Origin of the sequence: Collinsella sp. 1033st1_E11_1033SCRN_220408 (assembly GCF_039062465.1) — a bacterium.
GTDB lineage: Bacteria > Actinomycetota > Coriobacteriia > Coriobacteriales > Atopobiaceae > Parolsenella.
The window spans coordinates 145,392-164,499 of sequence record NZ_JBCLNF010000004.1 but is presented as its reverse complement, the minus strand read 5'-3'; the positions used below and the strand labels follow the sequence as shown (position 1 = coordinate 164,499).

Annotated in this window: 18 protein-coding genes and 2 tRNA genes; 16 read left to right on the top strand and 4 right to left on the bottom strand. The window is 63.6% G+C overall.

The window, feature by feature from the left end; translation table 11 throughout:
- The first annotated feature begins 88 nt into the window (after positions 1–88).
- The 3 genes from ABCN07_RS05295 to ABCN07_RS05285 all read left to right on the top strand — a co-directional run bounded on the left by ABCN07_RS05295 (position 89) and on the right by ABCN07_RS05285 (position 2,378).
- Positions 89–1,315 (top strand): iron-containing alcohol dehydrogenase, encoded by a 1,227-nt coding sequence (locus ABCN07_RS05295; RefSeq protein WP_343005710.1) that lies wholly within the window; start codon positions 89–91, stop codon positions 1,313–1,315.
- A 486-nt stretch (positions 1,316–1,801) separates the two neighbouring features.
- Positions 1,802–2,065 carry a prevent-host-death protein gene (locus ABCN07_RS05290; protein WP_343005709.1) on the top strand — a complete coding sequence of 88 codons (264 nt, stop codon included), beginning with the start codon at positions 1,802–1,804 and terminating at the stop codon, positions 2,063–2,065.
- Positions 2,058–2,378: a type II toxin-antitoxin system RelE/ParE family toxin gene (locus tag ABCN07_RS05285; protein WP_343005708.1), complete on the top strand. Its 321-nt coding sequence runs from the start codon at positions 2,058–2,060 to the stop codon at positions 2,376–2,378. Before ABCN07_RS05290 ends, ABCN07_RS05285 begins: the two co-directional genes overlap by 8 nt.
- Positions 2,379–2,525: 147 nt before the next feature.
- Here the strand turns inward: ABCN07_RS05285 and ABCN07_RS05280 are convergent, their stop codons facing one another.
- A complete protein-coding gene (locus tag ABCN07_RS05280; protein WP_343005707.1) occupies positions 2,526–3,440 on the bottom strand; it encodes an HAD family phosphatase in 915 nt (304 codons plus the stop codon).
- Positions 3,441–3,450: 10 nt separating this feature from the next.
- A complete protein-coding gene (locus tag ABCN07_RS05275) occupies positions 3,451–5,070 on the bottom strand; it encodes a Mur ligase family protein (protein ID WP_343005706.1) in 1,620 nt (539 codons plus the stop codon).
- A gap of 257 nt (positions 5,071–5,327) precedes the next feature.
- Here ABCN07_RS05275 and ABCN07_RS05270 point away from each other — a divergent pair.
- The 6 genes from ABCN07_RS05270 to ABCN07_RS05245 all read left to right on the top strand — a co-directional run bounded on the left by ABCN07_RS05270 (position 5,328) and on the right by ABCN07_RS05245 (position 9,955).
- Positions 5,328–5,403, top strand: a tRNA-Val gene (locus ABCN07_RS05270).
- A 95-nt stretch (positions 5,404–5,498) separates the two neighbouring features.
- Complete coding sequence (gene murI / locus ABCN07_RS05265; protein ID WP_343005705.1) at positions 5,499–6,458, top strand: glutamate racemase; 960 nt, start codon at positions 5,499–5,501, stop codon at positions 6,456–6,458.
- Between the two features lie 13 nt (positions 6,459–6,471).
- Complete coding sequence (rph, locus tag ABCN07_RS05260) at positions 6,472–7,206, top strand: ribonuclease PH (RefSeq protein WP_343005704.1); 735 nt, start codon at positions 6,472–6,474, stop codon at positions 7,204–7,206.
- Between the two features lie 103 nt (positions 7,207–7,309).
- Positions 7,310–7,936, top strand: coding sequence for an RdgB/HAM1 family non-canonical purine NTP pyrophosphatase (gene rdgB / locus ABCN07_RS05255; RefSeq protein WP_343005703.1), 627 nt, complete (start codon positions 7,310–7,312; stop codon positions 7,934–7,936).
- Positions 7,937–8,268: 332 nt separating this feature from the next.
- Entirely contained in the window at positions 8,269–9,006 is a 738-nt protein-coding gene (gene nagB, locus ABCN07_RS05250) for a glucosamine-6-phosphate deaminase (RefSeq protein WP_293814335.1), read from the top strand.
- 175 nt (positions 9,007–9,181) lie between these two features.
- Complete coding sequence (locus tag ABCN07_RS05245; RefSeq protein WP_343005702.1) at positions 9,182–9,955, top strand: HAD family hydrolase; 774 nt, start codon at positions 9,182–9,184, stop codon at positions 9,953–9,955.
- A 107-nt stretch (positions 9,956–10,062) separates the two neighbouring features.
- Here the strand turns inward: ABCN07_RS05245 and ABCN07_RS05240 are convergent, their stop codons facing one another.
- The gene (locus ABCN07_RS05240) at positions 10,063–11,151 is read right to left on the bottom strand and encodes an aminopeptidase P family protein (RefSeq protein ID WP_343005701.1); all 1,089 of its coding nucleotides are present in this window, start codon (positions 11,149–11,151) and stop codon (positions 10,063–10,065) included.
- A gap of 147 nt (positions 11,152–11,298) precedes the next feature.
- Here ABCN07_RS05240 and ABCN07_RS05235 point away from each other — a divergent pair, with 147 nt between their 5' ends.
- The 3 genes from ABCN07_RS05235 (at position 11,299) to ABCN07_RS05225 (ending at position 12,638) form a co-directional block, all read left to right on the top strand.
- Entirely contained in the window at positions 11,299–11,598 is a 300-nt protein-coding gene (locus tag ABCN07_RS05235) for a Veg family protein (RefSeq protein WP_343005700.1), read from the top strand.
- Positions 11,599–11,607: 9 nt separating this feature from the next.
- Positions 11,608–12,474 carry a 4-diphosphocytidyl-2C-methyl-D-erythritol kinase gene (locus tag ABCN07_RS05230; protein WP_343005699.1) on the top strand — a complete coding sequence of 289 codons (867 nt, stop codon included), beginning with the start codon at positions 11,608–11,610 and terminating at the stop codon, positions 12,472–12,474.
- Between the two features lie 87 nt (positions 12,475–12,561).
- A tRNA-Pro gene (locus tag ABCN07_RS05225) sits at positions 12,562–12,638 on the top strand.
- Between the two features lie 237 nt (positions 12,639–12,875).
- On the opposite strand, the gene ABCN07_RS05220 is transcribed toward ABCN07_RS05225, so the two are convergent.
- Positions 12,876–13,718, bottom strand: coding sequence for a fused MFS/spermidine synthase (locus ABCN07_RS05220; RefSeq protein WP_343005698.1), 843 nt, complete (start codon positions 13,716–13,718; stop codon positions 12,876–12,878).
- Positions 13,719–13,924: 206 nt separating this feature from the next.
- Here ABCN07_RS05220 and tatA point away from each other — a divergent pair, with 206 nt between their 5' ends.
- From tatA to ABCN07_RS05200, 4 genes are all read left to right on the top strand, one after another.
- Positions 13,925–14,242, top strand: coding sequence for a twin-arginine translocase TatA/TatE family subunit (gene tatA, locus ABCN07_RS05215; RefSeq protein WP_293814329.1), 318 nt, complete (start codon positions 13,925–13,927; stop codon positions 14,240–14,242).
- An 82-nt stretch (positions 14,243–14,324) separates the two neighbouring features.
- The gene (gene greA / locus ABCN07_RS05210; RefSeq protein WP_320679107.1) at positions 14,325–14,801 is read left to right on the top strand and encodes a transcription elongation factor GreA; all 477 of its coding nucleotides are present in this window, start codon (positions 14,325–14,327) and stop codon (positions 14,799–14,801) included.
- Positions 14,802–14,955: 154 nt separating this feature from the next.
- Positions 14,956–16,902 (top strand): lysine--tRNA ligase, encoded by a 1,947-nt coding sequence (gene lysS, locus ABCN07_RS05205; RefSeq protein ID WP_343005697.1) that lies wholly within the window; start codon positions 14,956–14,958, stop codon positions 16,900–16,902.
- A gap of 417 nt (positions 16,903–17,319) precedes the next feature.
- Positions 17,320–19,008, top strand: coding sequence for a threonine/serine exporter family protein (locus tag ABCN07_RS05200; RefSeq protein ID WP_343005696.1), 1,689 nt, complete (start codon positions 17,320–17,322; stop codon positions 19,006–19,008).
- The last annotated feature ends 100 nt before the right edge of the window (positions 19,009–19,108 follow it).

Genomic DNA, 19,108 nt, shown 5'->3' with positions numbered 1-19,108 from the left:
GGATATCGCCTGTCTTCTGGGGAAAGCCGGCGGTTCTTGCCGTCGGATACCGGTGGCATTCCACCGGAGATTGATTTGGAGGATCGTTATGGCTGGTCGTTTTACCAATCCGCGTGACCTCTACTTTGGCGAGGGCGCTCGTCACGAGGTGAAGAACCTCAAGGGCTCCAAGGCCATCATCGTCAGCGGCGGCGGCTCCATGCGTCGCGGCGGCTTCCTGCAGGACATCCAGAAGGATCTTGAGGACGCCGGCTTCGAGGTCAAGCTGTTCGAGGGCGTCGAGTCCGATCCTTCCATCGAGACGGTCATGAAGGGCGCCGAGGCCATGCGCGAGTTCCAGCCTGACTGGATTATCGCCCTCGGCGGTGGCTCCCCGATTGACGCCGCCAAGGCCATGTGGGTCTTCTACGAGTATCCCGAGGAGTCCTTCGACAACATCATTCAGCCGTTCTCCTTCCCCGAGCTGCGCCAGAAGGCCCACTTCTGCGCCATCTCCTCGACCTCCGGCACCGCTACCGAGGTCACCGCGTTCTCCGTCATCACGGACTACGCCAAGGGCATCAAGTACCCGCTCGCCGACTTCAACATCACCCCGGACGTCGCCATCGTCGACCCCGAGCTCACCTACTCCATGCCCGCCAAGCTCTGCGCCCACACCGGCATGGATGCCCTGACGCACTGCATGGAGGCCTATGTCTCCACGTTCGCGTCCATGTTCACCGACGCCAACGCCCTTCACGGCATCCGCGAGATCGCCGAGTGGCTCCCGAAGTCCTATGAGGGCGACAAGGAGGCCCGTCAGCACATGCACGAGGCCCAGTGCATCGCCGGCATCGCCTTCTCTTCTGGCCTGCTCGGCATCGTGCACTCCATGGCCCACAAGACCGGTGCCGCCTTCGAGAACGGCCACATCATCCACGGTGCCGCCAACGCCATGTACCTCGGCAAGGTCATCCAGTGGAACTCCAAGGACCCGCGTGCCGCCGAGCGCTACGCCTACGTTGCCAAGGAGGTCCTGCACCTTCCCGGCGAGACGAACGAGGAGCTCATCGCCGCGCTCGTCCAGAAGATCCGCGATCTCAACGACCAGCTCAACATCCCGCAGTCCATCAAGGACTACGCCAACGGCGGCGTGAAGGTCGACGACGAGCACCCGCAGATGGTCTCCGAGGAGGAGTTCCTCGCGAAGCTCCCCGAGATCGCCGCGAACGCCGAGCAGGACGCCTGCACGCCGGAGAACCCGCGTGAGACGAAGGCCGCCGACTTCGAGAAGATCCTGAAGGCCTGCTACTACGACACGGACATCGATTTCTAATTTCGCTTCCTAGCGAACTGGCTTGAGTGAGGCCCGGTACGGCGTCGCACGCAAGGCTCCCCGCGCCATGCGCGGCGGATGGCTTGCCCCGCGATGCCCGTCCCGGGCCTTCTCATGTCCTGGGGCGCTTGCCGACCGCGTGCGCTCCGTGTCGGCCGCGGGCGCTCCGTGTCGGCCGCGGCTGCGGCACCGCGCCGGCACGCCGCGGGGACCGCGGGGTGGGTCCGCGGGCTCGCCGACGCCGAGTCGCGGCAGAACGGGGCTATGGGCTATGGGCTCGCTGGCGGTCGCTGGCGGCGCGGCGCGACAGAGCACAACGCCTACCTCTTGTAAGGGCTTGGGGCCAGAATCGGGCCGGATTCCTTACAAGAGGTAGGCGTTGGCGTTTCGGGGTGTGTCGCCCTGCGCGTAGCTAGGATTTATATGCATGGGTTGTTGTAAAATTCAATGTAGAATACTTCGTAAAATCTAGCGAAGGAGCATCTCATGCCAAAGATTCAACCCGTGTCTGACTTGAGAAGCTACAACGACGTCCTTTCGAACGTCCAGGTGGGCTCGCCGGTCTTTCTTACGAGAAACGGCCATGGCAGGTATGCGATTCTTGATATTGCCGATTACGATCGCCTGTCCGCTGCGAGCAGCTTGTTCAACGAGCTCGAGGCGGGTCGCGCGTCTGGCGAGCGCGACGGCTGGCTATCCATGGACGACATCCGTTCGCGCTTCTCAAATCGAGAAGTGACCCATGCCTAAGAGGGTCGTCTTCTCTCCGCTTGCGAATCGCGACCTCGAGAGCATATGGAGCTATCTCGCTGAAGAATGCGAGAACCCGCGCGCGGCGTCAAAGGTGATTGATTCGATCCTGTCCCGCGTGGAGTTGCTTGCGGACTTCCCGGAATCAGGAACGCCCCTGTCTTCGATAAGCCCCATTTCTACTCCGTACAGGTTCGTGATCGCTGGCTTCTATCTTGCCTTTTATCGGGTGGGAGACAGCGTCTTCGTCGATCGCGTGCTTAGTTCTAGGAGCGACTACCTGAAGGCTCTGCTCGAGACGGGGTCGAACTAGCGGCGGCTACTGAGAAGCATGGCGGAGGGCCGGCGTGGCAGAACGGGGGCTATGGGCTCGCTGGCGGCGCGTCGCGCCGGGCTGTTGCGTGCGCCAGGCTGTTGCAGGGCCGGATGGATGCGCGCGGTCCCGCGCCCGCGCGGGTAGCTACTCCTTCGCGGCGAGCAGACCGCGCATGGCAGCGACCCAGCCATCGGTCGAGCGCTTCGTAGAGACGAGGATGTTGTCGCGGGCGGAGATCTCCTCCTCCGCGCGATCGTGGCTCAGGCCGTTGCACATGAACAGGAACGTGCCCACGGCGTCTGCAATCACGCAATCTGCCGGGGAGTCGCCCGCGCCGAGAACCTCCTCGGGAGCCAGGCCCGCGAGCTCGATAAAGCGCAGGATGCCGGTGCCCTTGCTCACGCCGGCAGGTGTGATGTGGTACGTGTGGATGCCCTGCGGGTTCGCGCGGTCGACATTGAGGGTCGTCTCGCCGGAGATGTGGTCGACCATGCCGTTGTCGGAAAGGTACAGGGGCAGACCGCAGTGGTCGAGCATATCCTGCATCTCCTCCTCGGGCGCGTCGCCGCGCATGGCGATGGTGACCTCGCGGTACTCGAAGCCGATGCCGTTGTCGTGGTAGGTCTCGAGATGGCCGGGCCAACGCTCGAGCATCGCATCGATGACGCCGGTCTCCCAGATCACGTCGTGCGGCGTCTTGCCGCAGGTCTCGTCATACGGCATACGTCCGCAGAAGTAGTGCCACTCGGGCTGGCTGGCCTGCTTGGTGCACACCACGCCGCCCATCTCCGCAATCCAACCGGGAAATCCCAGCACGCGGGCATCTTCCATGATCATGGCGCGGTTGCGGCCGGTGCACGGGATGACGGAGACGCCGGCGCGCGTGAGCTCGACCAACGTCTGAACGAGGTCTGCACAGGGCTCCCCGGCGGAGTTCACCGTGGCCTTGGCGCCCGTGAACATGGTGCCGTCCGCGTCCGTGATGACGTAGCGGACCTTGCGCAGGCGCTCGGCGAGCTCGCCGGTGGGGCGCTCCGGAAACGTGAGATAACCAGCCATGTCCATCCCCCTAGAGCTCGATGCCGCGTGCAGCGGCTGCGTTCTCGAATGCCTTGCCGTCGGGCACCATCGTCTGGAACTCGTCGCCGCGGTGGATGAGCGTCTCATCGCCCTTGCCAAGCAGACAGACGAGCGACGGCTCCTCATAGCCGAGCGCGACGTCGAGGCAGCGGGCGACGGCCTCCTCGCGATCGAGCACGTACTCGTGCGTCACGGGAATGCCATCGGCGAGCGTAGCGCCCTCGGGCACGTTGCCGTCCATCTCGCGGCAGATCTCCTCGTTCGAGTCGTGCGCCGGGTCCTCCTCGGTGGTGACGATGTGGCACGCCCAGCGAGCGGCCTCGCGCGGGAGTTCGACACGGCGCTCGAACGCCTTGCCGCCGGGCGCCCCGATGAGGGCGATGATGCGCCTGCCAGGGAACTCCTCGGTCATGGACGCAAAGAACTTCTGGTAGGAGAGGGTGTTGTGCGCATAGTCGACGACGCAGAGCACCTTGGAATCCGGCTTGCCGATGAGCTCCATGCGGCCGGGAACGCGACAGGCGGCGAGGCCCGCTACGATGGCAGCGTCGCTTACGCCGAGCAGCTTGGCGCAGGCGATGGCGACGAGGGCGTTCTCCACGTTGAAGAGGCCGGGGAAGTTGATGGTGACAGGGAGCTGCCACTCGACGCGCTCGCCGTCTTCCTCGGGGGCATCCGTGCCATGGGCGACGAAGGTGAGCTGGGTGCCCAGGGGCTTGATGTCGGTCGCCCAGATGTCCGGGTAGACCATGTCGCAGCTGCCGCACTCGACGGGATCGGCGCCAGAGGTCGAGACGGTGACGATGCTCTCGACGCCGGCGGCACGCGCCGCGTCGAGGACGCGCTCGAGGTGGGCGGTGCCGAGGTTGATCACGGCGTTGTCGCACTGGGAGAAGATCTTGAGCTTGCTGGCGAAGTAATCCTCGAAGGTGGGGTGCTCGACGGCGGAGATGTGGTCCGCGCCGATGTTGAGGAACGCCGCGACGTCGAGCGAGAGGCCGAGGCTGCGGTCATACTTGAGCGCCTGGCTCGAGATCTCCATCACCATGGCGGAGAGGTCATGCTCGCGGGCGTTGGCGAGGTGGCGCCAGAGGTCGGGTGCCTCGGGCGTGGTGTTGGTGGACTCGATGTCCTCCGCGCCGTCATAGGTGTCGATTGAACCGATGATGCCGCAGGTCTTCTCGCCGTTCTCGGCGTCGATGATGTAGCGCAGCATGTACGCGGTGGTCGACTTGCCCTTGGTTCCCGTGATACCAATCTGGGGGACGTCGAGGTCGGGCCTGCCAAAGGCGGCGGCGGAGACGAGGGCCATGGCGCGGCGCATGTCGCTGGTCACAATCGCGGGTGCGGAAGGCGCGGTGGCAGTGAGCTCCTCGGCGTGGTCCGGGTCGCAGATGTAGGCGACGGCGCCCGTCTCGAGGGCAGAGGTGAGGAAGGCGGGCTTGAAGGCACGTCCCTTGCAGAAGAAGACGTTGCCCTCGTGGACGCAGCGCGAGTCGCAGGCGGCTCCGGTCACATTCGTGTCTGCCTCCTCGGGAATGCCGCTTACGAGAATATCGTTGGCATCGAGCAGGTCGCAGAGCTCGAGCAGGGTGGTGGCGCTGGTCATGAGACGTCTCCTAACGTGCGGCCGGGCTGTGCCGGCGCGTATTCAACATTCCAAGTATACGCGGCGCGCGATGGAGGGACGGTTGTGGGCGAGGTAGAAGGGCGACGAGTGCGGTGAGCCAGGCCGGTCGCGCGCCGTGGGCGTGGCGGGCCGTGCCTCGAGCCGTGCCGCACGCGCGTCGCGGGGAGCGACGGGTCGTGGGCATGCCATGGTGGAGTGAGCCGTGGGCTGTCCTGTGCTACACTTCCCATGCCTGCGGGCGATTGGCGCAGTGGCTAGCGCAGGTGCCTTACACGCACAAGGTCGGGGGTTCGAATCCCTCATCGCCCACCATGTAACCGCAGGCCGGAGGCATTGTCTCCGGCCTTTTTTCATATGCCGCCACCGGCTCCGGATCCCGTCGGTCCCGGTGAGAGGGGAGCGAGTCCATGAGCGTTCTCGATGACGGGTTCGATCCCGCAGCCGTGACGTCGCCTCGCGCGGCCATCGCATCTGAGAACAACAAGCCCATTGGCATCTTTGACTCTGGTATTGGCGGCCTCACCGTTGCCCGCTGCATCGCGTCGCTTCTCCCGGCCGAGTCGATTTACTACGTTGGCGATACCAAACGATGCCCCTATGGCCCGCGTCCCCAGGCGGAGGTTCGCCTATTCGTGCGCCAGGTTGGCCGCTGGCTCGAGCGCCATGACGTCAAGCTCGTCGTCATCGCGTGCAACACCGCCACGGCCGCCGGCCTCGATGTCATCCAGCGCGCGCTCAAGGTTCCGGTCATCGGCGTGATTGAGCCGGGCGCTCGCGCCGCGATTCAGGCCACCCGTTCGCGTCGCGTTGGCGTGCTTGCCACGCAGGGCACGGTCGACTCGGGTGCCTACGAGCGCGCCATCCACAATCTCGATGCCGGCGTGCGCGTCACGCAGAGCGCCGCCGGTTCGTTCGTCGATTTCGTCGAGCGCGAGCTTGCCACGGGCACCTATCTGCACGAGGACTGGATGGATAGCGTTGGCGTCTTCGACACGCCGGAGGTTCGCGAGCTGGCGCGCAGAAACGTCGCCCCGCTTCTGGGCCGCGGTATCGATACGGTCGTTCTTGGCTGCACGCACTTCCCGCTGCTCGCTCACGAGATCTCGAGTGCCCTGGGCCCGGATGTCCGCACCGTGAGCTCGGCGGAGGAAACGGCTCGCGAGGTGGCGGAGATTCTCGGCCGTCGTGGCGAGCTTGCAGATCCTGCCTCGCCCAACCTCGGCGCTGGCGGCGAGCCCAAGTATCGCTTTGCCACCACCTCGGATGACATCACGTCGTTTGCCGTCGCGGGTAAGTTCATCTTTGGGCATTCGCTCGATTCGATCGAGCACATCGAGCTAGACACGCTCGAGTCGCTCGTTGACTAGCAAGGAGACTCTCATGCAGGATTTCACGCAGCGCAGGCCCGAGGGCCGCGCCCTCGACCAGCTGCGCCCCATCACGCTCACGCGTGACGTCATGAAGAACGCCCACGGCTCGTGCCTCGCGGAGTTTGGCGACACGCGCGTCATGTGCACCGCCACGATCGAGGAGGCGTTGCCGGCGTGGCGCAAGGCCAGCCGTAAGGGCTGGCTCACCGCGGAGTACGCGATGCTGCCCGCCTCCACGAGCTCTCGCACGAAGCGCGAGTACAAGGGCCGCAAGGGCCGTTCGATGGAGATCGAGCGCCTTATCGGTCGTAGCCTTCGCGCCGTGTGCGACCTCGACCACCTGGGCGAGTTCACCATCACCGTCGACTGCGACGTTCTTCAGGCGGACGGTGGCACGCGTACCGCGAGCATTACTGGCGGTTGGGTGGCACTGCACGATGCGCTGATGAACTTCGTCGAGCAAGGCAAGATCAAGAGGCTGCCGCTCACGGGCCAGGTCGCCGCCATCAGCATGGGCGTCGTCGCCGGCACGCCGATGCTCGACCTCGATTACCCCGAAGACTCGCATGCCGATGTCGACCTCAACCTCGTGGGGACCGCGGACGGCGGCATCGTCGAGATCCAAGGAACCGGCGAGCGCTCGACCCTTTCTCGCGCCCAGCTCAACGAGCTGCTCGACATGGGAGAGGCCGGTATTAGGCGCCTGTGCGACCTCCAGAACGAGGTCACGGGCTTCACGGCGTAACCCTCGCGCGTCCCGCGCGCTGGGAACCGCTCGCTTGCGCGCCGACAACCGTTCGCTCGCGTGCCGTCCCACCCACCTGCTGCATCTCAGACAAGGAGTAACCATGGCCAAGGTAGACATCGCCACGCTTGATTCCGCAAAGACCGTCGTCGTTGCCACGGGTAACCCCCACAAGGTGACCGAGATCGAGGCCATCCTCGCCCCGCTCATGCCCGGCGTCTCCTTCTACGCGCTCGGCGAGCTCGGCGACTTCCCCGACCCGGTGGAGAACGGGGACACCTTCACGCAGAACGCCATCATCAAGGCTGAGGCCGCGCTCGAGCAGACGGGCTTTGCCGCCGTGGCCGACGACTCCGGCCTCGTCGTCGATGCGTTGTCCGGCGAGCCGGGCATCATGAGCGCGCGCTGGGCTGGCGTCCATGGCGACGACCAGCGCAACAACGAGAAGCTCATGCGCGAGATGGAGAACGTGCCGGAGGAGGAGCGCACCGCGCGCTTCCATTCGAGCGTGGTGCTGATCCAGGCCGATGGCACCGTCATCTGCGGTGAGGGCGACTGCGAGGGCATGATTGGCCGCGAGCCGCGCGGTACCAACGGCTTTGGCTACGACCCGCTCTTCTGGCCCGCCGACACCCCGGGCCGCACCATGGCCGAGCTCGAGCCCGCGGAGAAGAACGCCATCTCCCACCGCGCCCACGCCCTCGCCGATCTCGCCCGCCAGCTCGCCTAGAAAAACCTGCAAAAGGGACAGTCCCTTTTTCAGGTAGCGTTGCAAGAGTTGACAAAGGGACAGTCCCTTTGTCAACTCTTGTGGGCTTTAGCGGCAACTCCTGCCATTCCCCGAATTATTGCTTGAGGCTTGGGACACGTCGGTTCATCATGGAAACGCTTGGGGCAACGCCCCAATCCGCCATGGACGGGCAGGGGCCTCGACGTGGCGCGAAATCCTCATAGCTGCGCGACCTCGCCCTGGTGGCCGCGTCTCACGTTGGTTGCGGCCGACGCGGGCCGCAGGTGGGGCGCAAAGGATAGCACCCCATCCCGTTAGAGAAGGGACGCGCCATGAAGATCATTCACGCCAAGGATTACGAGGACATGAGCCGCAAAGCGGCGAACATCATCGCCGCTCAGGTCATCCTGAAGCCGAACTGCGTGCTCGGCCTCGCCACCGGCACCACGCCCATCGGCACCTACCAGAACCTCGTTGAGGCTTGCAAAAACGGCGACTGCGATTTCTCCGAGGTCAGCACTTACAACCTGGACGAGTACCGCGGCCTCGACCATGATGACCCGCAGAGCTATCACTTCTTCATGCGTGACAACCTGTTCGATCACGTCAACATCGACCTCGCCAACACGCACGTGCCGGATGGCTCCAACCCGGATGCCGCCGCTGCCTGCGCCGAGTACGACAAGATCGTCGCCGAGGCCGGCTATACCGACCTCCAGCTCCTGGGCATTGGCAACAACGGTCACATCGGCTTCAACGAGCCCGATGACCACTTCAGCGCCGGCACCCACTGCGTCGACCTGACGGAGAGCACCATCCAGGCCAACAGCCGCCTCTTCGAGAAGGAGGAGGACGTCCCGCGCCAGGCTTACACCATGGGTACGCAGACCATCATGTACTCCCGCATGATTCTCGTTGTCGCTAACGGTGAGAAGAAGGCCCAGGCTGTTCACGACATGTGCTTCGGTCCGATCGCGCCCAGCTGCCCGGCATCCATCCTGCAGCTTCACCCCAACTGCGTTGTCGTTGCCGATGACGCCGCGCTCTCGATGTGCGAGGGTCTGTACTAGAATCGGTCAAAGCAAGCCGATAAGAGCCAAGTCCGGGCCCGGGGCAGTGCGCCTCGGGCCTTTTTCGTTGCGCGGGATGGGCGCAGGCGGGCAGGCGGGGTTGACAAAGGGACAGTCCCTTTGTCAACTTTCGGCGGCCCACCAGGGGGGATACGTACGAGAGACGGAGCACCATATGGCAATCAAGGCGCTGTTTCTGGACATTGATGGCACGCTCGTCCCGTTCGACGCGCCCGATATGCGCCCTAGTACGAAAGCTGCTCTCGAGGAGGCCCATCGCCGCGGCGTGGCCTCGTTTATCGTGACCGGCCGCTATAAGGACAGCATCGGCATGGACGCGAGCTTCGACTTCGACGGCTATGCCACCGCCAATGGCGAGTACTGCTTCATGGCCTCAGGCGAGGTCATTTCGAGCAAGCCCATGCCCGAGAAGTGCGTGGCCGCCCTGGTGGAGCGTCTTCGCGAGCGTGGCCTCTCCACGTCATTCACGGAGCCGGACGCCCTGTACTTTTGCGGCGACCCGGATGAGCTCGCCCGCTCCCTTCGCTACAAGCCTGGGCACGAGGTCCGCTCGTGGGACGATGTTGACTGCGCGAACGTTCTACAGATCGTGACCGACGTCGCGCCCGAAGCGGACGAGGAGCTCCTCGGCGGCATAGACGGGCTCGAAAACGTGCGCTGGTCCCCCAACTTCCTCGACATCGTCAGCGCGGGCTGCGGCAAGGGCGACGCGATCGACGCCTTCTGCGCGCGCCTGGGCATCACGCCGGCCGAGTGCATGGCCATCGGCGATGGCGGCAATGACGTCCACATGCTGCGCCATGCGGGCATCGGCGTGGCCATGGGCCAGGCAAGCGATGACGTGAAGGCTGCGGCGGACGTAATCGCGCCGTCCGTGGACGAGGATGGCGCGGTCTGGGCAATCCACAAGTATGTGTTGGAGGGCTAGCCGGCGTCGCGCACCGGTCCTGCCGTTAGCTCCCTTGCGAAGCACAAATGAACGGGCCGGGGCGAAATCGTTCGCGCCCCGGCCCGCTCGGCCTTCCCTTTGGCTCGCTACTCGATGACGGTGAGCTCCTTGGGATAGCTGTTCATGACCTCGCAGCCATCCTCCGTGACGATGAGCAGGTCTTCGATGCGCACACCCATCTCGCCCGGCAGATAGATGCCTGGCTCGATGGAGAAGCACTGACCGGCGCGCACGGGCTCGTCGTGAGCCGAGGAGACGTCCCCGGGCTCGTGGTCTTCTAGGCCGATCTGGTGACCCAGGCGGTGCGTGAAGTACTCGCCGTAGCCAGCCTCCTCGATGATGCGGCGGGCGGTGAGATCAATCTCGGCGAACGTCACGCCGGGGCGCACGATGGCCTCGGCGGCCTCGTTGGCGCGACGCACCGTCTCGTAGATCTCGCGGTCGCGTTCGCTGGGCTCGGCGCCAAAGAAGAACGTGCGCGTCATGTCGGAGCAGTACGAGTCGCGCTTGCAGCCCACGTCGAACAGCACGAGGTCGCCACGGTGGAGCTGCGTCTCGTCCGGCTCGTGGTGCGGGTCTGCGGCGTTGGCGCCAAAGCTCACGATCGGCGTGAAACTGTGCTCCTGGGCGCCAAGGCGACGGTACTCGGCGAGAAGGCCGCTCGCGATTTCGTGCTCGGTCACGCCCTCGCGCAGCTGGGAGCGCAGCCACTCCATCGCCTTGTCGTTCGTGGCGGAGGCGGCGCGCATGAGGTCAAGCTCGCTGGCATCCTTGATGGAGCGCGCGAGGTCGACGGCGGGCGAGCCCAGGCGGAACTCGCTCGCGGCGTGGGCATCCATGAGGGGGAGCAGCCAGCGGGCGGCGAGCACCTTGTCGACACCGAGCGGCGAGCTCCCGTCGCAGGTTTCGACGACGAGCGGAATCGGGTCCTCGGTGTCATCGAAGACCTTGATCTCGCAGCCGGTTGCGGTGGCATCCGGGAAGAGGCGGTTACAGAACATGACCGTCTTGACGCCCCCGTCCGTGCGGGCGAGGTAGAGGGCATAGAAGCGCTCGTAGGGGAGGTTCCAGTAGCCAGTGAGGTACCAGATGGACATCGGGTCGGTGACGAGCACCTGGCTCATGCCCATGTCTTCGAGGTTGTCGAGTACGCGACCTGCACGCTCCATGTTCATTCTGCGTTCCTTTCGCCCGGGATGTTGAGGCGTTGATAAGCAGACAGTACGATAACAATTCACATGAATCAGAGTGGCCGCAGTCTACCTTTGTTAACTCCTTCCAAACATGGAGTTATTTCAGGCGGTCAGGATAGAGAGCGTAGCATGGAGAACGAAGTCCCTTCTGTCAACAGGGTTGATGAAATCCGCGAGAAGCTCGAGGGCCTCAAGGGCGAGCGCCTGAAGGTCAAGGCCAACATGGGTCGCTCCCGCATCGTCGAGCGCACCGGCACCCTCGTCCAGGCGCACCCGTCGCTGTTCGTCCTCGAGGTCGAGGAGCGCCGCGGTCGCAAGGCCCGCCAGTCCTACCAGTACGTTGACGTGCTCACCGGTACTGTCGAGCTGTTTGACAGCGAGTCTGGCGAGCGCCTCTTCGACTACGTCGTTGCCGATCTCGAGGAGTAGCGTCCGCTTATGTCGCGGCAGGTCGTCGAGACCCCTTGTAAGGTCAACCTCCATCTTGGCATCCATCACGAGAAGGACGACCGCGGTTATCATCGCGTCGATTCTGTGATGGTGCCGGTGGCGCTTTGTGACACCGTTGTCGTAAGCGATGCTCCTGAGCTCGAGGTTGTTCATGCGCCCGCTCTTGAGGTCGCTCCCGAGAGGACGACGGTCTGGCGTGCGGCGACGCTTCTCGCCGAGGCCCTGGGAGAGCGACCCGAGGTCCGCGTCGAGGTCACGGCGCGCATTCCGGAGAAGGCGGGCCTGGGAGGCTCGTCCGCGGATGCGGGTGCCGTTCTGCGTGCTCTTTGTGAGCGCTGGGGCGTTTCCGTGTGCGACGAGCGTGTTGTGGCCGTGGCGAGGCGCGTCGGCGCCGACGTCGCGTTCTTCCTCGATCCACGCCCGGGCCTGTATCTGGGTGCAGGAGATGTGCTCGAGCGCACCTTCCCGGAGTTCTCGATGCCTGTTGCCCTCGTCATGCCCGCCGTCGGTGGCGTCTCCACCAAGGAGGCGTATGACGAGTTCGATCGTGCGGGCGAGGATCCTGCGAGCTACGAGGTGGTGTGCGAGGCCCTCGCCGCCGGCGATGTTGCCGCGATGGCGGCCAACCTCTTCAACAACCTAGCTCCTGCGGCGTGCCACCTGTGCGGCGATGTCTGGGCAGTGAGTGAGTGGCTTGCCGGGCAGGAGGGCGTCGCGGCGTCCATGGTGACGGGCTCTGGTGCGTGTTCGTTCGCGATCTGCGAGAGCGGGGACGCGGCGGAGCGCATTGCCGAAGCCGTGCGAGAGCATCATGGTTGGCGAGCGTGGGCTGCTGTCGCCGGTGGAGCGGAGTAGCTTTTCGGCTCATAAATCGCTCATTTAATCCCGTTGAAATTTCTCGGTTGCATCAAGCGCACAGTGTGCTAAACTTCTCTCTCGCATCGGGTTGTGGCTCAGTTTGGTAGAGCACCGCGTTCGGGACGCGGGGGTCGCTGGTTCGAATCCAGTCAACCCGACCACGAAATTGCAGGCCAGGGGCTTCGGCTCCTGGCTTTTTTGTTTGCGTTTGCCTTTTTGCGTTCGCCTCAATGTGAGAGCGCCGTGCTTGCTCTGATACGAGAGCGAGCCTGGTGAGTCTGTTATCTCGCGCGCTCTTGTCGTTCGCCCTACCGTGCCCCGCTGCACCCCTGTGTCAGCGCCTCGTCGCGAGCACCCGTCGCGAGGGGCCCGCTACACGCGTGTGCTCGCCGTGCTCCCTACCTCGCGCCACCGCGCCACTCGAATCCGGCAAGTCTCTCGCAGCCGGCGGCCACAAGGTCCACGTCGCTTGCGACGAGCGTGTTGTTGCCGGGCTTCGTGGGCTCCTCTGCCGCCTCGGGGATGAGCCACACGTGCGCGAAGCCTGCGGCGAAGGCGTCGCAGGTCTCCTCCAGCGGACGCGCCTTGCGCCCCTCGAGCGGAAGTCTCAGCGTCGCAAGGTAGGTGCCGCCCTCGCTCAGGTGGTCGCGCACGACGCGGACACCCTCCTCCCCGGTCAGCGGACCAAGCGGCTTCGAGCCGGAGAACGCCTCGTTGATGATGAGGTCGAAACCCTCCTCCTGCGACTTCAGCCAGCTCCAGCCGTCCTCGACGGCGAGTTCGAAGCGCCCATCCTCCCCATGCTCTCGCTCGAGGCGATCGAGGCCAAAGCTCTCGCGTGCAATCTCGACGATCTTGGGGTCAATCTCCGCCACGCTCACGCGGACAGGAGGGAGATGGTCCACGAGCCATTTGGGCATCGAGAACCCACCGCCGCCAACGACCGCCACGCGGCGCAGGCGCGGCAACTCGGAGATGATGCGAGCCTGTTCGCGCTGGTAGGAGACGGGAAGTTCGCTCCAAAGCTCATCCGTGGCATAGGCGACGCTCTGGAAGGCCCCATTGACATTAAGCATGCGCACGGGAGTGCCGTCCGCATCTTCCGTGTCGAAGATGAACGTCACGCCAAAGCGCGTGCGCCTCACGGTGACGCCGCGCCACGCAAGCAGACGCATGCAGAGGAGGTGGATGAGGAAGCCGGCAATCGTGAGGGCGATGAAGACGATGAGGGCGGTGGGCATGGGTCTCCGACGGATCTGGGGATTGGCGCGCTGCCAAAGTGGGTACACGCCAATCAACGTGGAAATTGCGGGCACGAACGCGCATTGTCTAAGTAGTCGCTGCGGAATCGCGTCGGGGCTAGTATACTTTCACAGTTGCACGGTTCCACTGGAACCGCCTTGCTTGCAGACCACGCCACAAAGGCTGTCGTTGAGAGGAACCACACATGATTTTTGGTCTTGGTATGCCCGAGCTGATCGTCATCCTGGCCGTCGTCCTGGTGATCTTTGGCCCGAAGAACCTCCCGAAGCTCGGCAAGTCCCTTGGCAAGACCGCCAAGAGCATCCGCGAGGGCATGGACGAGGCCGAGGCTGAGGCCGGCAAGGACAAGGCTACCGAGGCTGCCGATGTCGTCGTTGAGAAGCCCGCTGACGCTGAGGATGCTGACGTCGATGCTGACGACGGCAAGTTCTGCGGTGCTTGCGGCGCCAAGAACCCGGCGGACAACAAGTTCTGCAAGAGCTGCGGTGCCAAGCTCGACTAACTAGTTTCTTTTAGGCTCGCGTGTGTAGGCATGCGAGCCTTCGCACCACTGTACCAACCGCCCTTCGGCAAGAAAGCGAACCATGGCTGAGAACGAGATTATCCTTACCCCCGAAGGCCGCCAGAAGCTCCTCGAAGAGCTCGCTTGGCGTGAGGGAGACCACGACGCTGAGATCATCGAGCGCATCAAGGTCGCTCGCGACTTCGGCGACCTCTCCGAGAACTCCGAGTACGATGACGCCAAGGAGGAGCAGTCCAAGAACGCCTCCCGCATCGCCGAGATCCGCAAGATTCTTTCGACCGCTAAGGTCTCTGAGAACGCCGGTCACGTTCTCGCCGTCTCCATCGGCTGCACCGTCGAGATTCAGGAGGCTGGCAAGGATAAGAAGGCCGCCTTCACCATCGTTGGCACCACCGAGACCAACTCTCTCGAGCACAAGATCTCGAACGAGAGCCCGGTGGGCTCTGCGCTGATGGGTCGCGCCAAGGGCGATGTCGTCGAGGTCACCAGCCCCACTGGCATCACGCGCTCCTACACGATCACCAAAATCTCGCGCTAGGGCGAGTGGTCGCACGGGCAGATGCCCGAGCCTAGTACGTAGCCGCCCCTTCCGTGCCCGTCGCGGGAGGGGCGTTTTGTTTGTTGCAGCCAGCCGGCACCCTGTGTCCGGCGAGTGCCTGCGCAGAAGAGCGTGGGCAGAAGGAGACAAGAGCATGTCTGACGAGACCAAGAACGTGGCCGCCGAGCCCGCCGCTACCGACGAACGCGCGATGCGCATCACGCGTAGGCAGGCCATCATCGATGCCGGTGGCGATCCGTACCCTGAACACTGCGACGTAACCGCTCACGTCGCGGACCTTCTCGAGCGTTACGATCAACTCGAGGCCGAGGGTGAGGACGACACTGTCTGGACCGTCGCCGGCCGCATCCGCGCCAAGCGTGGCCAGGGCAAGGTCGCCTTCGTCGTCCTCCAGGATGCCACTGCTCGCATGCAGCTCTTCTGCCGCATCGATAACCTGGGCGAGGAGGGTATGGCCGCCATTCGTCAGTTCGACCTTGGCGATATCGTCGAGGCTACCGGCAACGTGGTCCGCACCCGTCGCGGCGAGCTTTCGCTTTCGCCCAAGTCGGTGCGTCTGCTCAGCAAGTCCGTCCGCCCGCTGCCCGAGAAGTTCCATGGTCTCTCTGACAAGGAGACCCGCTATCGTCAGCGTTACGTCGACCTCATCGTGAACGACGACGTCCGCGAGACCTTCCGCAAGCGCTCCGCCATCGTCTCCGCCTTCCGTCGCTACATGGAGGCCGATGAGTACATGGAGGTGGAGACCCCCATCCTCCAGACCATCCAGGGCGGTGCCACGGCCAAGCCGTTCATCACGCACTTCAACGCCCTCAACCAGGAGTGCTTCCTGCGCATCGCGACCGAGCTCCCGCTGAAGCGCCTGCTTGTGGGCGGTTTCGAGCGCGTGTACGAGATTGGCCGTATCTTCCGCAACGAGGGCATGGACCAGACTCACAACCCCGAGTTCACCACGATGGAGGCCTATCGCGCCTACTCTGACCTCGAGGGCATGAAGGAGCTTGCCGAGGGCGTCATCAAGGCCGCGAACGCTGCCATCGGCAACCCCGAGCAAATCGATTACCAGGGCACCACGATTGACCTCTCCGGCACCTGGCCCTCCATCCCGATGACGAAGGTCGTCTCCAATGCCCTTGGTGAGGATGTCGACCTCGACACCCCGATCGAGCACCTACGCGAGCTCTGCGCTGCCAACAAGATCGAGACCAAGCCCGAGTGGGGCACTGGCAAGCTCATTGCCGAGCTCTACGACGAGATTGGCGAGCCCTCGCTCGTGAACCCGACGTTCGTCGTGGACTATCCCGTCGAGGTGAGCCCGCTTGCCAAGCGCTACGACGACGAGCCGCGCCTCACGCACCGCTTCGAGCTCGTCATTGCCGGTCACGAGTACGCCAATGCGTTCTCCGAGCTCAATGACCCGATTGACCAGGCGGAGCGCTTCCGTGCCGAGATTGCCGAGCGTGATTCCGGCGACGACGAGGCCATGCAGTTCGACGCCGATTACGTGCGCGCCCTCGAGTATGGCATGCCTCCGGCGGGCGGCATCGGCATCGGCATCGACCGCGTGGTCATGCTGCTCACCAACCAGCCGTCCATCCGCGACGTCCTCCTCTTCCCGCACATGAAGCCCGAGAAGGGTGCCAAGAACGGCGCTGCCGAGGCCAAGGCCGCAGAGCTGGCAGCCGCTGCCGAGGCCGAGCCCATCGACTTCTCCAAGGTGAAGGTCGAGCCGCTGTTCGAGGACTTCGTCGACTTCGAGACCTTTAGCAGGTCTGATTTCCGTGTTGTGAAGGTCAAGGAGTGCGACGCCGTGAAGAAGAGCAAGAAGCTCCTGCGCTTCGTGCTCGATGACGGCTCTGGCACCGATCGCGTGATCCTCTCCGGCATTCACGGGTATTACGAGCCCGAGGAGCTGGTGGGCAAGACGCTCATCGCGATTACCAACCTGCCCCCGCGCAAGATGATGGGCATCGACTCCTGCGGCATGCTCATCTCCGCCGTTCACGAGGAGGATGGCACGGAGTGCCTCAACCTCCTCATGGTGAGCGACCGCATTCCCGCCGGCGCCAAGCTGTGCTAGGATCGTCGCCGCGCTGAGCGCGCGATGCCACAGCGTGCTTCCGAGCCCGTCGTTGCCTCTCGGCAGTGGCGGGCTTTTTGCTGCGGCGCGATGCTGTGATATCGCGGGTGATTTGTGATTCATAGCATGTTTTGAGCCCGTCGTTGCCCTTTCGGCAGTGGCGGGCTCTTTGCTGCTCTGTGGTGCCGATGCGCGGGATTGGCCGTGGGCCGATATGATGCGTCTCACGAGTCGTAGACGTTGCAAATCGGCATGCGCATGCGTCTTAAGCGTGTCGTTGCACAGGGGGATTGCTCATGTGCTGTCATCGAGAGTAATGCCTCGCGAACTTTCAGCTATGTAAAGTGGTACTGTTGCGTGCGGAAAACGGGCAGGAGTGACCCCAGCCGAGCCACCCCTTTGACTGGGAGGTTGCCCATGACTAGGCGCGAAGATGAATGCGAGTCTGAGGCGGAACGGGTGTTTACGCGAGCATCCGAGGCGGAGCACGGGGTCGCACGAGAGCGTGACGCAGAACGCGAAGCCGTGAGCGACGCGGAACGCGAGGTCGTGCGCGAAGCGGCTCTCGAGGGCATCAACATGTTCGACGGGGCGGATGATGCTGACGAGGACGACGTCCCAGGGCATCGAGACCTTGAGCCTCTAGACGACTTCGACATTATCGATGACGAGCCAGATGCTGCGACGGCGCGCCCTGCTACCGCGAGGACGGTCAAGCATACAAGGTCCATACAGTCTCCAGTCGTCCATCACCACGGTGTTCGAACAAACGCTCTGCATATGAAAACGGTTTGGAAGGACGTTGTCGAGGCGGGCGACGAGCTTGCAGTGAAGGCGCCAATTGCTGATAAGTCCACGATCGTGTGTCGTACGGGCATGCTTATGCTCGCGAGCGGCACGGGTGCCTGGCGTGTGCGTGACACGATGAACCGTGTCGCCGCCGTGCTTGGCATCACGATTCACGTCGACCTATCGCTTCTCTCCTTCGAGTGCACATGCATCGAGGGGCATCACATCTTCAATGAGGTTGTGAGCCTGTCTTCCGCCGGCGTTAATACGCATCGCATCTGGATGATGGAGAGCTTTCTTCGCGAAATCGAGACGTATGGACGTAACTTTACGGTTCATGAGTACCACCAGATGCTAGAAGACGTCGAGCACGCGAGGCCAGACTATCGCCCCTGGCAACAGGGGCTCGCTGCGGGCGCTGCCTGTGGCGCCTTCGTGTTTCTGCTCGGCGGCGGCCCTGTCGAGATGCTGTGTGCGCTCGTGGGCGCAGGCATTGGTAACTTTGTGCGCTCGAACATGCTTGCCAAACGCCTCGGGCAGTTCAGTTCGCTTGCGGTGGGAGTTGCCGTTGCATGCGTGTCATATCTTTTTGCCCTGCTCGCGCTTAGTGGTTTCGACCCGACTGCGATGGCACATAAGGAAGGCTACATCGGGGCGATGCTCTTTGTAATTCCGGGGTTCCCGCTTATCACCGCCGGACTCGACATCTCGAAGCTCGACATGCGTAGTGGTATGGAACGTTTGGCGTATGCCGTCTCGATTATCGTGGTTGCCACACTTGTGGGCTGGATGGTGGCGGAGTGCGTCGGCCTTTCTCCTGATGATTTTGCTCCGCAAGGTCTTGGGATGTTCCAGCTCACAGCGCTACGCATGGCGATGAGCTTCGTGGGAGTCTTCGGCTTCTCCGTGATGTTCAACAGCCCAATACGAATGGCTGCGACTGCGGGTTGCATCGGTGCGGTGTCGAATACAATCCGCTTGTCCCTCGTAGACCTGAACGTACTCGTTCCATCGCTTGGCCTGGCCACTGGCGTTCCGCCTGAGGCGGCTGCTTTTCTCGGGGCTCTCATCTCGGGACTTTTAGCAAGCGGCGTTGAGGAAGTTCTGACGTTTCCGCGCATCGCGCTTACGGTGCCCTCGATTGTCATCATGGTGCCGGGCCTTTATCTGTATCGAGCGATGTACTACATGTGCATCTTCGACACGGTGGATATGCTTGGCTGGCTCGTTCGCGCAATTCTTATCGTGACCTTTTTGCCTCTTGGCCTTGGAATTGCGCGCACCCTCACGGATTCTCGCTGGCGCCATACGTCATAAGACCAATTGTCGGGTGGTGTCGGGTGGTGTTAGCCGAACGAAGCGTTGGCACTGCGTGGGCACCGCCCATAGGCGAGTGATATAGACGTCGCGGTTTTGC

Excerpts from the sequence above, each read along its gene's own strand:
- ABCN07_RS05295 (WP_343005710.1), top strand. The coding sequence starts at position 89 with ATGGCTGGTCGTTTTACCAATCCGCGTGACCTCTACTTTGGCGAGGGC.
- ABCN07_RS05290 (WP_343005709.1), top strand. The coding sequence starts at position 1,802 with ATGCCAAAGATTCAACCCGTGTCTGACTTGAGAAGCTACAACGACGTC.
- ABCN07_RS05285 (WP_343005708.1), top strand. The coding sequence starts at position 2,058 with ATGCCTAAGAGGGTCGTCTTCTCTCCGCTTGCGAATCGCGACCTCGAG.
- ABCN07_RS05280 (WP_343005707.1), bottom strand. The coding sequence starts at position 3,440 with ATGGCTGGTTATCTCACGTTTCCGGAGCGCCCCACCGGCGAGCTCGCC.
- ABCN07_RS05275 (WP_343005706.1), bottom strand. The coding sequence starts at position 5,070 with ATGACCAGCGCCACCACCCTGCTCGAGCTCTGCGACCTGCTCGATGCC.
- murI (WP_343005705.1), top strand. The coding sequence starts at position 5,499 with ATGAGCGTTCTCGATGACGGGTTCGATCCCGCAGCCGTGACGTCGCCT.
- rph (WP_343005704.1), top strand. The coding sequence starts at position 6,472 with ATGCAGGATTTCACGCAGCGCAGGCCCGAGGGCCGCGCCCTCGACCAG.
- rdgB (WP_343005703.1), top strand. The coding sequence starts at position 7,310 with ATGGCCAAGGTAGACATCGCCACGCTTGATTCCGCAAAGACCGTCGTC.
- nagB (WP_293814335.1), top strand. The coding sequence starts at position 8,269 with ATGAAGATCATTCACGCCAAGGATTACGAGGACATGAGCCGCAAAGCG.
- ABCN07_RS05245 (WP_343005702.1), top strand. The coding sequence starts at position 9,182 with ATGGCAATCAAGGCGCTGTTTCTGGACATTGATGGCACGCTCGTCCCG.
- ABCN07_RS05240 (WP_343005701.1), bottom strand. The coding sequence starts at position 11,151 with ATGAACATGGAGCGTGCAGGTCGCGTACTCGACAACCTCGAAGACATG.
- ABCN07_RS05235 (WP_343005700.1), top strand. The coding sequence starts at position 11,299 with ATGGAGAACGAAGTCCCTTCTGTCAACAGGGTTGATGAAATCCGCGAG.
- ABCN07_RS05230 (WP_343005699.1), top strand. The coding sequence starts at position 11,608 with ATGTCGCGGCAGGTCGTCGAGACCCCTTGTAAGGTCAACCTCCATCTT.
- ABCN07_RS05220 (WP_343005698.1), bottom strand. The coding sequence starts at position 13,718 with ATGCCCACCGCCCTCATCGTCTTCATCGCCCTCACGATTGCCGGCTTC.
- tatA (WP_293814329.1), top strand. The coding sequence starts at position 13,925 with ATGATTTTTGGTCTTGGTATGCCCGAGCTGATCGTCATCCTGGCCGTC.
- greA (WP_320679107.1), top strand. The coding sequence starts at position 14,325 with ATGGCTGAGAACGAGATTATCCTTACCCCCGAAGGCCGCCAGAAGCTC.
- lysS (WP_343005697.1), top strand. The coding sequence starts at position 14,956 with ATGTCTGACGAGACCAAGAACGTGGCCGCCGAGCCCGCCGCTACCGAC.
- ABCN07_RS05200 (WP_343005696.1), top strand. The coding sequence starts at position 17,320 with ATGACTAGGCGCGAAGATGAATGCGAGTCTGAGGCGGAACGGGTGTTT.